This window comes from Idiomarina sp. Sol25, from assembly GCF_033052775.1.
In the GTDB taxonomy this organism is placed as follows: domain Bacteria; phylum Pseudomonadota; class Gammaproteobacteria; order Enterobacterales; family Alteromonadaceae; genus Idiomarina.
On record NZ_JAUPEW010000003.1, the window covers coordinates 40743 to 54764 of the forward strand.

General features: G+C 45.9%; 15 protein-coding genes. 5 read left to right on the forward strand and 10 right to left on the reverse strand.

All coding sequences use genetic code 11. The annotated features are described in order from the left end of the window. The first annotated feature begins 56 nt into the window (after positions 1-56). A complete protein-coding gene (gene rsd / locus Q5L94_RS06130) occupies positions 57-533 on the forward strand; it encodes a sigma D regulator (protein WP_317497570.1) in 477 nt (158 codons plus the stop codon). Between the two features lie 74 nt (positions 534-607). On the opposite strand, the gene fkpA is transcribed toward rsd, so the two are convergent. Next, the gene (gene fkpA / locus Q5L94_RS06135; protein ID WP_317497571.1) at positions 608-1348 is read right to left on the reverse strand and encodes an FKBP-type peptidyl-prolyl cis-trans isomerase; all 741 of its coding nucleotides are present in this window, start codon (positions 1346-1348) and stop codon (positions 608-610) included. A gap of 94 nt (positions 1349-1442) precedes the next feature. Here fkpA and Q5L94_RS06140 point away from each other — a divergent pair, with 94 nt between their 5' ends. The 3 genes from Q5L94_RS06140 (at position 1443) to Q5L94_RS06150 (ending at position 3633) form a co-directional block, all read left to right on the forward strand. Next, the gene (locus Q5L94_RS06140) at positions 1443-2438 is read left to right on the forward strand and encodes a hypothetical protein (RefSeq protein ID WP_317497572.1); all 996 of its coding nucleotides are present in this window, start codon (positions 1443-1445) and stop codon (positions 2436-2438) included. Beyond that, complete coding sequence (locus Q5L94_RS06145; RefSeq protein WP_317497573.1) at positions 2435-2659, forward strand: SlyX family protein; 225 nt, start codon at positions 2435-2437, stop codon at positions 2657-2659. The genes Q5L94_RS06140 and Q5L94_RS06145 overlap by 4 nt, the downstream gene beginning before the upstream one ends. Before the next feature lie 74 nt (positions 2660-2733). Next, the gene (locus Q5L94_RS06150; protein WP_317497574.1) at positions 2734-3633 is read left to right on the forward strand and encodes a phosphoribulokinase; all 900 of its coding nucleotides are present in this window, start codon (positions 2734-2736) and stop codon (positions 3631-3633) included. A gap of 4 nt (positions 3634-3637) precedes the next feature. Here the strand turns inward: Q5L94_RS06150 and Q5L94_RS06155 are convergent, their stop codons facing one another. The 6 genes from Q5L94_RS06155 to Q5L94_RS06180 all read right to left on the reverse strand — a co-directional run bounded on the left by Q5L94_RS06155 (position 3638) and on the right by Q5L94_RS06180 (position 9111). Continuing rightward, entirely contained in the window at positions 3638-4489 is an 852-nt protein-coding gene (locus Q5L94_RS06155; protein WP_317497575.1) for a 23S rRNA (adenine(2030)-N(6))-methyltransferase RlmJ, read from the reverse strand. Between the two features lie 3 nt (positions 4490-4492). Then, a complete protein-coding gene (locus tag Q5L94_RS06160) occupies positions 4493-4924 on the reverse strand; it encodes an OsmC family protein (protein WP_404397526.1) in 432 nt (143 codons plus the stop codon). Between the two features lie 29 nt (positions 4925-4953). After that, positions 4954-5304 carry a DUF3802 family protein gene (locus Q5L94_RS06165; RefSeq protein WP_317497576.1) on the reverse strand — a complete coding sequence of 117 codons (351 nt, stop codon included), beginning with the start codon at positions 5302-5304 and terminating at the stop codon, positions 4954-4956. Positions 5305-5373: 69 nt separating this feature from the next. Beyond that, positions 5374-6843, reverse strand: coding sequence for a succinylglutamate-semialdehyde dehydrogenase (gene astD, locus Q5L94_RS06170; RefSeq protein ID WP_317497577.1), 1470 nt, complete (start codon positions 6841-6843; stop codon positions 5374-5376). A gap of 14 nt (positions 6844-6857) precedes the next feature. Then, complete coding sequence (gene astA, locus Q5L94_RS06175) at positions 6858-7880, reverse strand: arginine N-succinyltransferase (protein WP_317497578.1); 1023 nt, start codon at positions 7878-7880, stop codon at positions 6858-6860. Between the two features lie 13 nt (positions 7881-7893). Further along, the gene (locus tag Q5L94_RS06180) at positions 7894-9111 is read right to left on the reverse strand and encodes an aspartate aminotransferase family protein (RefSeq protein ID WP_317497579.1); all 1218 of its coding nucleotides are present in this window, start codon (positions 9109-9111) and stop codon (positions 7894-7896) included. A 328-nt stretch (positions 9112-9439) separates the two neighbouring features. Between Q5L94_RS06180 and Q5L94_RS06185 the strand changes: the two genes are divergently transcribed. After that, positions 9440-10144: a flagellar brake protein gene (locus tag Q5L94_RS06185; protein WP_317497580.1), complete on the forward strand. Its 705-nt coding sequence runs from the start codon at positions 9440-9442 to the stop codon at positions 10142-10144. Between the two features lie 5 nt (positions 10145-10149). Here Q5L94_RS06185 and Q5L94_RS06190 read toward each other — a convergent pair whose 3' ends face one another. The 3 genes from Q5L94_RS06190 to Q5L94_RS06200 all read right to left on the reverse strand — a co-directional run bounded on the left by Q5L94_RS06190 (position 10150) and on the right by Q5L94_RS06200 (position 14022). Further along, the gene (locus tag Q5L94_RS06190) at positions 10150-11322 is read right to left on the reverse strand and encodes an HDOD domain-containing protein (RefSeq protein ID WP_317497581.1); all 1173 of its coding nucleotides are present in this window, start codon (positions 11320-11322) and stop codon (positions 10150-10152) included. Positions 11323-11390: 68 nt separating this feature from the next. Continuing rightward, positions 11391-11972 (reverse strand): aminodeoxychorismate/anthranilate synthase component II, encoded by a 582-nt coding sequence (locus Q5L94_RS06195; RefSeq protein WP_317497582.1) that lies wholly within the window; start codon positions 11970-11972, stop codon positions 11391-11393. A gap of 4 nt (positions 11973-11976) precedes the next feature. Next, complete coding sequence (locus Q5L94_RS06200) at positions 11977-14022, reverse strand: EAL domain-containing protein (RefSeq protein ID WP_317497583.1); 2046 nt, start codon at positions 14020-14022, stop codon at positions 11977-11979.

Genomic DNA, 14022 nt, shown 5'->3' on the forward strand with positions numbered 1-14022 from the left:
GAGTTCTAATGCTTATGAATTTACATTAGGTACTGAAACTATAGACGGAGAGTATCATGTTAAGCCGTAATGAGCAGGCAAAAAAGCGCTGGGCCGGCGCTCATAAAAGTATCGACCTATGGCTATCCGAGCGCCAGAACTTACTGGTAAATTATTTTAAACTTGCCGCGCTCCCGCCTTATGAAAGCATTCGCTCGGGCTTACCCAACGTCACTGATATCCGCGATTTTTGCGGTCAATTAGTCGACTACGTCTCAAGTGGTCATTTTGAAATTTATGATCAAATTGTGCGCGAAGCTTCATCTCAGGGAAACTCAGTTGATGATTTAGCTGACGAATTATTCCCTTTAATTTCTGACACCACTGAAATTGCGTTAGATTTTAATGATAGATATGGTGAGATAAGCTCAACTGATCACTGTGAAACCTTCGATAGAGATTTATCGGCACTGGGTGAAGCACTGGAATTAAGAATGGAGTTTGAAGACAAACTTCTCAATCATTTAGACGAGCATAATTTAATAACAGCATAAGCTGAGTTTTATTGAATTTATAAAAACGCCGGCATTTCGCCGGCGTTTTTGTATACATGAAAGCGCAACGGAACCTATTCGGTATCCAGTTCGTCTTTTTGTACGTTAAGCAGCTCAACAGTAAAAATCAGCGTTGAATTTGGTGGGATTTGACCATCACCCAATTCACGATCACCGTACGCCAGTTCAGACGGGATCACGAAACGGTATTTAGCGCCTTCTTTCATCAATTGCAGACCTTCAGTCCAGCCAGGGATAACGCGGTTTAGCGGAAATGATGTTGGTTCGCCACGCTCATATGAGCTGTCAAACACTTCGCCATCAACCAGCGTACCTTCGTAATGAACTTCTACCATGTCGGTTTCTGATGGGCTAACACCGTCACCTTCTTCAAGAACCTCATACTGAAGACCCGAGTCAGTTGATTGCACACCCTCTTTTTTCGCGTTTTCCGCTAAATAGGCTTTCCCTTCTTCAGCAGCTTTTTTACCTAAAACGTTCTGACGATGTTCCATGACCTCTTCGCGCATAGCGTTCAGAATTTTTTCAGCTTCTTCTTCACCCAGTTGAGGGTCACCTTTAACCGCATCGACAAAGCCGGCAATAACAATGTCACGTTCCAGCATATAGTCCGCTTCTTCCTGACGATCCAGGTTACGCGCAATGAACCCACCAACAGAAGAGCCTAACGCGTAAGCCTGCTTATCTTTGTCTGTTTTTAATTCCGTATCATTAGCCGGAAATTTTTCTTGCGAGCAGGCCGTCAGTGCCAGCGCGATGGCTGAAATAGCTAACGGCTTTATCAGTTGTTTCATCGTTTTCTCCAATTATCGTCTTGCATCCTTTCGGACTATGCCATAATAGTGTTATCTAACAGAACCATACTACACAACCACAAGGAACTTGCCTATGCCTTTTCTCAAGCTGTGCGGTGCGTTTATTTTGCTGGTTGTACTCACCGGTTGCCAACCTGCACCGGAAAAGATCAATAAAACAATTCACGCTGACAACGGTACCTACGCCGCTGATATTTCGGACGACGGGAACTTTAGTCTGGTCTCTACAGACGAAGCTGGCTTGCTGTTGTGGCCTCGTTATGCCACCAATGCAAAGTACCAATGGCAGCATAATGAAAACGCCGTCTCTCAAATAATCGACGTAGATATTAGCGCCGACGGAGAAGTCGCGGTTGCCGCATCGCGTAAAGAGTTTTCCATGTGGGATATTAATAGCGGTGAAAACCTGGGTTTCTGGAAAATAGGTTCAGGGGGTATACAGAAGCTGGTCGTCAGTAAAAAAGGCGGAACTGTGGTACTGGGTAAGCGAGACGGCACGCAAGTTGCTTTTAATCCTGCCTCAGGACGGCGTATTGAATTTTATGGCCATACCGAAAACATTAATGCTCTCGATATTTCTCCCAACGGTTTTTATGTGCTCAGTGGTTCTAATGATCATTCAGCCATACTATGGGATACCCGCAGCGGGCAAATTGTGCACCGTTGGCCTCTTGATGGGCGGATCACACAGGTTGCTTTGCACCCTGATGGCCATTTTGCGTTTATCTCAGATGCAATCGATAATGCCATTATCCGTTCGCTACCAAAGGGTGAAGTTGTTTCAAAACTTAAGTTCATAGAACGCCATAAAATTTTTAGTGCGGCGCGCTTTAGTGCCTCTGGTGATTACCTCATTACCGGATCGCCCTCGCGTCAAATTGCAATCTGGGACACCTCGACCGGAGAAGAGCTCACGCACTGGCGAGTTGATTTACGCGACGGAGGTCATCCGAGCAACGCTTCCATATTGGCCGTCGTGTTTGATGAAAAACAACAACAGGTCATTAGCGAGAGTTCTGCGGGTCTCGCTGAGTGGTGGAGTATTGATTTAACAGGTATTAAAGAATGACAGTAGAAAAAATAGAAGCGCAATTAACTAACCTTGAAATGCAATTAACCTTTCAGGAAGACACCATTGATTCATTGAATAAACGGGTTACTGAGCAAACTCAGCAAATGAGTGAAATGCAAAAACAAATTCGCTGGTTAGGAAAGCGGCTGAAACAAATGCAGGAGAATCAGTCGACTGACTCAGATCCGGCAGATGAACCACCCCCTCCTCATTATTAAAGCGTTGGGTTTACCTTGACCTTAGTAAATCAGGTCAGTATAACAACTGTTCTTATTTAGTTTGCGAGAATGTTATGTCATCAAAGCACCCGATTATTGCCGTTACCGGTTCATCAGGAGCAGGAACAACTACCACAGGACAAGCCGTACGCCATATCTTTCGTTCGTTAGATGTGAGTGCAGCATTTGTAGAAGGTGACAGCTTTCATCGCTACTCCCGCCCTGAAATGGACTTGGCTATTCGCAAAGCTCAGGAACAGGGTCGTCATATCAGTTATTTTGGTGCCGAAGCCAATGACTTTGACCGGTTAGAATCCTTATTCCGTTCTTATTCACAAACCGGCAACGGCAAAGTGCGTCGCTATTTACACAGCTTTGATGATGCCGTGCCTTATAACCAAATGCCCGGGACTTTTACGCCCTGGGAAGAGCTCCCCGAAAATACCGATGCGCTTTTCTATGAAGGCCTGCATGGCGGTGTTTGCGGTGACGGGTACGATGTCACTCAGTATGTCGATTTATTAATCGGCATGGTGCCCATTGTTAACCTTGAGTGGATCCAGAAGTTGATTCGCGATACATCAGAGCGGGGCCATTCACGTGAAGCGGTTACCACCAGCATTATTCGTGGCATGGAAGATTACATTCACCATATTGTTCCCCAGTTTTCGCGTACTCATATCAACTTCCAGCGAGTGCCTACGGTTGATACGTCCAACCCTTTCAGTGCCAAGGATATTCCGTCACTGGACGAGAGCTTTGTTGTTATTCGTTTTCGGGGTATTAAGAATGTCGACTTCCCCTATTACCTGCAGATGATAGACGGCTCTTTCATGTCGCGTACCAGTACCCTGGTTGTGCCCGGCGGGAAAATGGCTTTAGCCATGGAGCTTATTCTGACACCGCTGATAGAACAAATTATGGAAAGGAAAAACCAGGTTCGCCGACAGGTTGACTGGATATCAAGTAAATAAGTAACTACTCACTAACTAACCATCTACTGTGAAAGTTGGCACCTTTATCCTGAGCGAGAGTTTTGCACAAGACGGGTAACAGATGCTCGCTGTCCTGCACCACGCCATAAGGCGGATTGATCCAGAGAAAGCCACAGCCGTGAAGCCCTTTACGCTCATCATTGGTGCGTATATTCAGTTCCATAATCAGAGTCTTAGGCAGACCTGGCAAAGCACCAACATCACGGTGAAAAGCAGCCGTTTTCAACTCATCTTTAATAGGGTACCAAACCGCAAAGCTACCGCTTTGCCAGCGTTTTAAGCCCTGTTCCAACGCGCTGACCACATCGTCAAACTCCGTGGTGTTTTCAAAAGGCGGGTCAATAAGTACCAACCCACGCTTTTCAGCAGGGGGCAGTTGCGCACGCACAGCCTGATAACCGTCCATGGGAGCCAGTATTTGCACTTGTTTGTGCCGACCCAAAGGGGTGTTTTTAAGGGTCTCTGCGTCTTCTTTATGCAGTTCACAAACAACTAACCGGTCATTTTCGCGTAAAAATTCAGAGGTTATGACTGGTGAACCAGGGTAATACCTAAGCTTACCTTGCTCTTCGTTTAATTGACGCACGGTGTTTAAATAAGCGCCGGCTAAGGGTTCTTCGGATGAGTATTGAGCAAAACGGACAATACCCTGTTCGGCTTCGGCAGTTCTTACGGCCTGATCACCTTGCAAATCGTAGTAACCGATACCACCGTGAGTATCGAGTACAAAATAGGGCTTACTCTTTTGCTGAAAATACTCCAGCGCTCGCGCCAGAAGCAAATGCTTAAAAACATCGGCAAAATTGCCGGCATGAAAAATGTGTCGATAATTCAAAGATCAGTCGTCTTGTTGAGGAGGTTCAATACGGTAACTGTGGGTAATATTAACCGACGCTTCCAGCATTTTAGCCACCGAACAGTACTTATCGGCTGACAGTTTCACCGCACGCTCCACGTGCTTTTCGTTAATATCCGTGCCCACAATCACGAACTCCAGATGAATGTCAGTAAAAACCTTTGGTACTGAATCGGCACGGGTTCCTGACAACTCACAATAGCAGCGCTGAAGGTTCTGCTTAGCTTTTTGCAATATACTGACCACGTCAACAGACGCGCAGCTTCCTGCGGACATGAGTACCATTTCCATAGGACTCGGGGCTTTGCCGGGGTTGTCACCATCCATAACCACTTGATGACCACTACCTGAGGTAGCCACAAAAGTCATGCCGTCTAACCAGGCAACCTTTGCATTCATGCTATTTGCTGACATTGAATATCCTTGCTGAAATCGATAAAAGACTACAGTCGGTAACTTTGCAGGCGCTCATCGAAAAGGTTTTTTACCAGACCAACAAACTCATTAATGAAGGCTTCCTGCTGCGGAGTCGGGTGTGTATCCAAAACTTTGGATAACACTTCTTCCAAATCGTAAACAATAGCATCCGTTTCCCGGACAATATTCAGCCGCAAAGCTTCATCGAGCTCGTTCTGCTCAAACACTGCCATCATGCTTTCTGACAAACGCTCTTCCATAAAATCACGCAAAGTATAGTCTGCAGTTTTTGCGCTGCTACTTTGCTCAGTGAAGACCGGTAACTGACCTGTCAGGTACTGGATTAGCTCAATGTATCCGTCTGTTTCAACTATCATCTGTTTCTCTTTGTCTCGCGGCCAGGCAACCCATACGTTGCCCAGCCACTAAGCTAGCACAGATTGCGATTAAAATTTAAGCCCTGGAGCTAAACTCTCAGGTAAGCTCATGCTGTCAGCTTCCACAGAGGCAACCGGGTACGCGCAATAGTCCGCCGCATAATACGCACTAGCACGGTGATTACCGCTTGCGCCAATGCCTCCAAAAGGTGCGGAACTGCTGGCACCAGTAATCGGCTTATTCCAATTCACAATACCTGCACGAATGTGTTTAAAGAAGTAACGATAGGTTTGCTCATCATCACACAAAACACCAGCAGACAGACCATAACGCGTATTGTTCGCTTCTTTGATAGCCGCATCAATATCTTTAAAACGATACACTTTCAATAATGGTCCAAAATGCTCGTCGTCCGGTAAATTTTCAACTCCAGTTACATCCACAATACCCGGAGTGACAAACCCTTTCTTCGAGTCAGCCTGCTTCATACGAACTAATGACTTAGCTCCTTTGTGCAACAGCTCATTCTGTGCATCGACCATTTCGCCCGCAGCTTTAGCAGAAATCATAGCACCCATGAATGGCTGTGGATCAGCTTCGTAATCGTCGACCAGAATATTCTCAGTGACTTCAATGAGACGTTCCAGTACAGCACGGCCTTGCTCAGAATCTTCGATGAACAAGCGACGTGCGCAAGTGCAGCGCTGGCCAGAAGTGATGAAAGCTGAGTGCACAATATTGTGTACCGCTGCATCAATATCAGCCACATTCGTCACCAACAATGGGTTGTTACCGCCCATTTCCAGTGCCAGAATCTTATCAGGACGACCGCCAAATTGTTTGTGTAACAAATGCCCAGTGTTTGATGAGCCGGTGAAATACAGACCATCAATTTGTGGGTGTGCTGACAATGCCTTACCCGTGTCAACTTCGCCCTGAACCAGGTTAAGAACCCCCGCCGGGATGCCTGCTTTTTCCCATAACTTAACGGTTTCCTGGGCCACCATAGGAGTCAGTTCGCTTGGTTTGAACACCACGGTATTACCCGCAATAAGCGCCGGAACAATGTGCCCGTTAGGCAGATGCCCCGGAAAGTTATAAGGGCCATAAACAGCGACCACGCCGTGCGGCTTGTGGCGAATAAAGGCTTTTGCGCCCGGCATATCGTTTTCAACCGTACCGGTGCGTTCATGGTAGGCTCGTTCTGAAATCGCCACCTTACCCATCATAGCGCCAACTTCGGTACGTGTTTCCCAAACCGGTTTGCCAGTTTCTTTAGCCATAGTACGAGCCAGATGCTCTTTATTTTCTTCCAGTAACTCTGAAAATTTCTTACAAACAGCTAAGCGCTCTTCCACGCTGCGACCGGACCAATCCGGAAATGCCGCCCGTGCTGCCAGAATGGCCTTTTCAACCTGGGGTTCACTGGCAGCTTCGCCACTCCAGATAACTTCGTTTCGTGCCGGATCAATCGATTTGAACAGCTGACCTTCACCAGCTTCCCAACAACCATCAATAAATTGAATACTGTTCGTCATACAAATACTCCTGCTTAGAGTGCAACAATGCGGGCTTCATCGCCGCTTTCTAAATGCATTGCCTGGGCTTGTTCTGTCGTCAATACGAGTTCGTCTGCACCTGCCGGTAAAGACAGTTTGGTCGCACGGAAGTTCTTCAGTTGCGTATTGCAGACAATATGAGGAATGCCTTCATCTTCCGCTTTAGATTCGCTTACCGTTACCGTCACTAAACGACTGTTACGGACACTGTTAAGATTACACACTTCGGCTTCAACCGTTGGCCCTGCATCAAATATATCGACGAACCCGCGAAAACGAAAGCCTTCGGATTCCAGCAGTTTCAGTGCCGGCCGGGTATTGTCGTGAACTTTACCGACAACCGCCTGTGCTTCTTTACTCAACAAATTAGTATAAATAGGGAAGCGTGGCATCAGTTCAGAAATAAAGACTTTATCGCCAATGCCACTTAAGTAGTCGGCTTTAGGAAAGTCCATTGAGAAAAAGTTCTCTTCCAGCCAATTCCAGAATGGCGAATCACCATTTTCATCTGAAACACCACGCATTTCGGCTATTACCCAGTCGCTGAAACGCTGTTTAAATTGCGCTAAAAACAGCATACGGAAACGTGACAATGTACGTCCGTTCATATTGTGCCGGTAAGGTTCACGCAAGAACAGTGTGCATAGCTCGGAAACACCGGTGTAGTCATTACACAAGGTTAAGGTTTCCAGTGCATTATAAATATTGAGCTTCTCTGAATGATGCACAACTTTACCTAAACGGTAATGCCAGAAGGCTTCATTCAAACCCACCGCGGCTTCAATACCACTGACACCTGCAATAGTACCGGTTTCGGTATCTTCCATAACAAACAGATAGCTTTCATCGCCCGGTGTTTCAACGGTATCTTTAGCGAATGCTTTTTGCGCCGCGTTAATGCGGCGCTCCAGCAGCGACTGGTCTACCGGTAAAGAAGTAAAACCATGACCGGACTCAATCGCACACTGGTATAACGCTTCGTAATCTGACGGCTTAATGGGTCTGATTAGCAACATAAAACAGCCTCAGTTATTGACCAACGACCTGGGCAACGGCTTTTTCAAAGCGCTGCAGGCCTTCTTTAATGTCTTCTTCAGAAATAACCAGCGACGGGGTAAAGCGCACCACATTAGCACCGGCAATCAGTACCATAACGCCATGCTCCTGGCCGGCCAGCAAGAAGTCGCGCGCACGCCCTTCGTACTCTTCATTCATTGCCGCACCAAGCAATAAGCCCTGACCGCGAATTTCGCTGAACACGTTATATTTTTCATTAATTGCTGTTAGTTGTTCTTTGAACCACTGCTCACGTTGCTTCACGCCGTCCAGCGTTTCTTTCGTATTTACAACATCAAATACCGCTTCTGATACCGCGCAGGCCAGTGGATTACCGCCATATGTACTGCCGTGTGTACCCGGTTTAAGGTGCTCAGCAATTTCCGTCGTTGTTAGCATAGCGCCAATAGGAAAACCGCCGCCCAATGCTTTTGCTGAAGTCAGAATGTCCGGCGTCACGCCCAGCTGCTCGTACGCATAAAGGCTACCGGTACGACCAAAACCTGTTTGTACTTCGTCAAAAATCAATAACGCGTCGTTTTCGTTACACAGCTCACGTACCGCTTTAACAAACTCTACGTCTGGAGTAACTACACCGCCTTCACCTTGCAATGGTTCCATCATTACAGCGCAAGTTTTGTCGGAAATCAGTTCTTTTAGCGCGTCAATATTGTTGTAGTCCACATGCTCAATCGCACCAGGTTTTGGGCCAAAGCCGTCAGAGTATGCTGGCTGACCACCCACGGTTACGGTAAAGAAGGTACGCCCATGGAAGCCTTTAGTGAAAGCAATAATTTGTTGCTTATGCTCGCCATGCTTTTCAATTGCCCAGCGACGTGCCAGCTTTAATGCTGCTTCGTTAGCTTCAGCACCAGAGTTAGCGTAGTAAACACGATCGGCAAAGGTGGCTTCAGTTAATTTCTTCGCCAGGCGAATTGCCGGTTCGTTAGTAAAAACATTACTTAAATGCCACAGCTTCTGGCTCTGCTCCTGCAGGGCAGACACCATCGCCGGATGGCAATGACCAAGACAGTTCACAGCGATGCCGCCGGCAAAGTCGACATACTCGCGACCTTCCTGATCCCAAACACGAGCACCTTCTCCTTTAACGGGAACCATTGATGCCGGGTTATAGTTCGGAACCATTACATCATTAAACATTTCACGGTTTACTGTCTTATTGTCTGTCATTACTCTCGTCCTTATCGCCTTAGCGAGTTAACAAAGGTGTCAACAAATTCATCTCTAAAAGTAGCCCGCTATTATGCCAAAATTTGTGCAGTTTGTCTGTGATAATTCAGTTATAAATCCCTAAAACCGAGGGTTTACGCTTTTCTTGCATAAGATACGAATAGTTATGCTAATGCATGCTGAAACGATGAATCTTTAGTCATTATTTTTTAGGCCAGAAAAAATGAACCTACTGAGTTAACATTTAACTACGCAGAATTACATTGATTTTTAACTGGCGTTAATTTAGCCTGAATTATTGAATAAATGTTCGGCTGGAAAAGACGTTATGGAAAATCAGACTCCGCCCCTGAACGCCTCATCTCAACCCCACTTAAAGCTGACCTACTTACGCCCGGGCGACGTAATTGATGTTGAGTTTTCTTCGGCGACCAAGGTACGCACCAAGCTTCAGGTTGTGGGCTTTGACACCGGTAACTATTTATTGTTGAAGCAGCCTAACCCGCGCACTGATGGCAGCTACGCCGATGTTTTATATGAAGGTAACCCGGTTATTGTTCGCTTGGTTTTAGAGGGAGAAGCGGGTGAATGCCTGGCTTTTAAAACAAAGATCCGGGCCGTCTCTAATATTCCTTTCCGGTTGCTGTATCTGGATTATCCGAAACAAATAGAGAATCGCGCATTGCGGGCACAACGGCGTGTACGAACTCATATTCCAGTTGATGTTACTGCTGATGGCACTCAGACCAAAAACAAAAAGAAGTTAGCCAGTGGCGTTATTGTCGATATTTCTTCTGCCGGTTGCCAAATTGTGTTTAAGGCGCAGAGCCAGACGGGTAATGTCACTCACATGAATATAAAGATCAGTATAGGTTCAGGTTCTCAGAGAGACCCTCTGACTCTTTCAGGTCAAATTATGAACCAACGCAAAGACTATGGAATGATAAGTGTTGGCGTGCGCTTCACTGACGAGGAAGCGCATATCAATAAGGTATTCGATCATTTATTAATCGACACCGAGTTTGAATGTTGAAGCTTCTATTCAGGCACCACAATTGGCGGGCGTTTTAAACTCACATTGTGCAAACGAGCGACAGTTTCTGACTTTATTGAATGCTTGTTTAACAGGTGTTTACCCTCTTCCAGACTGGCAAGGTCTACTTCCCGCAGCATTCTGAATTCGCAATAAGCATTGGCCTGAGCTAACGCTTCAGCATATTCAGATTCATATCCTTGCTCTTTCGTTTTACTTTGTGTAAAAGCTAGTAAGTGTTCGCTTACCGGAACTCGCTTTAATCCCCAGCCTTCAGCAACCAGGTAACTTACGTCCTTATCCTTTTCCAACATTAAATCGCGCAGAAAGCGCTCGTCCGGAGTTAAGGTGACAATAGTATTGTGACGCTCAGGTGACTTATCGTTAACGCTTTGCATAGCGAATTCGCGCTGTACCTCATCAAATAAACGCAAATACAGCTTGGTTAAGGCAATTTTTCCCAGCTCATGGAACATACCAATGGTATAAGCTAAAACAGGATCTCGCAGGTTACGCTCTACCGCAATATTGTGCGCGGCAATAGCCGTACCCAGCGAATGCTCCCAAATTTTCCGGCGGAATAAGGTGAACGGTTGCGTAGCCGGCGGCAACCAGTTTTGCATAATGTAGGCAGGGGCCAGCAGGCGCAAATTTTCGGTACCCACGAAGCTCATGGCCACCCGCAGATTATCAATTTTTACCTGCTTATTCCGGTCAATAAATGGTGGTTGATTGACCGTACGGATTAGTCCCGTATGGAACCAGTCCATGCCTTGCACAACAGACTCAATCCGGCGCATAGACGCGGCTTTCATGCTAAGCGTATCGAGTAATTCAGGTAGTTTCTCAGGCAGTGGGATCAAGCGCTCGCTGATGTAGTCGCCATCTTCTATGGCTTTCAACGCACGATGATAAATCTCTTCATGCAATTCATCAGAAATACGATCGGCATAACGCTGACGCGCCTGCGCTTTGCGATCCCGCTCTTCATAGTTCAGACGCTCAACTTCTAAAAGCTTACGTCGCTGCTCATGCACTTCATTGTCGGTACCATCTTCTTTTGAACGAGTTTTACGCGCAAACGGAAAGCTTATGAGATAGTTAATAAAGCGTTTTTCTAAGCGCAAAGCGGGATCGTTACTACCACCTTCTGTGGTACCCGCAAAAAAGTGGAACATGTTACCTCGGTATTAGCTGAACTGCGGCTGTATTATGTTGAATAAGCAGAGAAAATACTACTTACTGATTATCGTATATAACGTAAAAAATTCGCTAACAGACTATGTCCTTGTGCCGTCATAACAGATTCAGGATGAAACTGGACACCAAACAGTGGTAAATTTCGGTGTCTTATCGACATAATCTCAAATTGCCCATTTTTGCTTAACGTATCGGCATCAATAATAAAATCTGTAGATAAGCTCTCAGGAGAAACAACCAACGAATGATAGCGGGTCACTTCTAAGGGGTTATTCAGCTGCCGGAAAAGCCTTTCCCCTGAGTGTCTTATCACACTGGTTTTTCCGTGCATAACATTTTCTGCCCGAACAACGCTTGCACCAAAAACTTGTGCCAATGCCTGATGACCAAGGCACACACCTAATATTGGTAACTTTGTATGAAAGTGCTCAATGGCCGCCAAAGATATCCCTGACTCGTTGGGAGTACAAGGGCCCGGCGATACAACGAGCGCTTGCGGTTCTAGTTGCTCTATATCAGTAAGGGTTAATTCGTTATTTCTGAAAACACTAACGTCTACACCTAATTCCCGAAAGTAGCGGGCCAGATTGTGAGTAAATGAGTCAAAGTTATCAATTAATACAATCATACTGCTAAGTCAGTCGGCCACTCAGCCAGTCTTGAAAATGGGCTGGCCGCGCAAAATAGAACCCCTGCAATAAATCAGCACCATTTTCTTTCAGTAATTTAACCTGAGCTTCAGTTTCTACGCCTTCGGCTACTGAAGAAACCGATAGGGATTTAGTCATATTCAGCATAGCCAACAATAATCCTCTATGTTTATCGTTCTCTTCTGCAAGTTGGACAAACTGTCTGTCTATTTTTAACTCGCCTATCGGCAGCTGCTGAATACGAATAAAATTAGAGTAGCCCGTTCCAAAATCATCTATGGAAAATAAGACACCCAGCTTGGCTAGTCGGGACATCCTTTGTTGAACTATTTCAGGGTCAGCCAGTAATAAATTTTCTGTAATTTCAATAGTTAACTGGTTTAGCGGTGCCCCGTGTTCAGCGAACATATTCTCTACCGTATCCGCATAGTCTGCTTGTAAAAATTCAATTGGGCTGACATTAACCGCAATACGATCGTTGAGACCTTTATCGCTCAGTTGCCGCACGACAAAAGCCACCTGACTCAACAATTCTTTAGCCATAGGGATAATTAACTTAAAGCGTTCTGCGACCGGAATAAATTGATCTGGAGGAATAATTTCTCCTGCTTTATTACGCCAACGCATTAAAGCCTCCGCACCACACACAACACCATCAGTATCGACTTTAGATTGAAGCCAGCACTCGAACTGTCCCTGACCCAAAGCCCCTCGTAAAGCCAACTCTGTTTTAGCGTCAGTTACAACGGACTCGGATATTTCAGTTCTGTAAACTGCAATTTTATCCCGGCCGCTATGCCGAGCATTAGACGTGGCCGTATCAGCCTGTGACAGCAGTCCGGAAGCATTTTCATCTTTATCACTTAAACTGACCCCAATGCTTGCGGTTAAGTAATGCGTCTGAAATGCCGTTTTGAAAGGTTCGCGTAATACGCTATGTAGCTCCTCAATAATGCTCAAGCTGTTATCAGTAGAATCCAGCATGACCCCCACCCAAAATCGGTCACCGAGATCTCTCGCTATCCAGCCTGAATCACCAATGGTTTTTCTCAGACGCTGCGCAATTAGCTGAATAACACGGTCACCTTCCTCGTGTCCGTGAATCGTATTCACGCGATTAAAGAAATCGATATTAATGGCTGCCACAACAATGGGGAGCTGGCTTTCAATACGTTTCTCAACAAGGTCAAGAAATCGGTGTCGGTTTGGGAGTCCGGTTTGTTCATCAAAATTGGCTAAATACTCGAGCTTACGGGCATTTTCCTTTTGTTCGGTAATATCCCGTATAACGCCAATATATTGCGTTTCACCCGAGTGCGTGACCTCGGTTACCGCTAAGTCAATAGGGAACACTTCTCCAGTTTTACGCTTAGCCTGTACCTCACGACCAATACCGATAATGCGTGCACGGCCAGTTTTTTGGTATGCATCAAGATAATGATCATGTTCACGGGCATACGGTTCGGGCATTAATACATTGACGTTCTTACCTTTAACTTCAGTGGCGCTGTAACCGAACATGCGCTCAGCCGGCGCGCTAAAGTTAATAATAATGCCATTGCTGTCGATGGTGATAACAGCATCCAGTAAGTTATCCAGCGTGCTTCTTAAAGTGTTAGTTTGCTCTTGTAACTGCTGCAAACGGTACTTTTTAACCGTTATGTCCTGAATTGCACCAAACAGCGCCACGTCGCCATTTTTTAACGTTCGGGTAATGCCTGTAATAGCAACCCAATGAATTAATCCGCTTCTGTCTTTAAGGCAACTTTCTGCCGACCAGCTATGACAGTGCTGAAAACTCTGTTCGACTAAGTGCTCTATATTTTCACGGTACTCAGGCAAATGAAACGCCATAGCCTGTTCATAGGTGATAGGCTCATCCTGCCCTACTCCATGAATCTCTCTTAACTGAGGGCTCCAATATAAATCTCCAGACGCAGGTTCGTACCAAAAGCTGCCAATGTTTGCCATGGTTTCAACACTGTTCAGCAACTCTTTTTCGCGCTGTTCCGAAGATCTCTCTAGCAT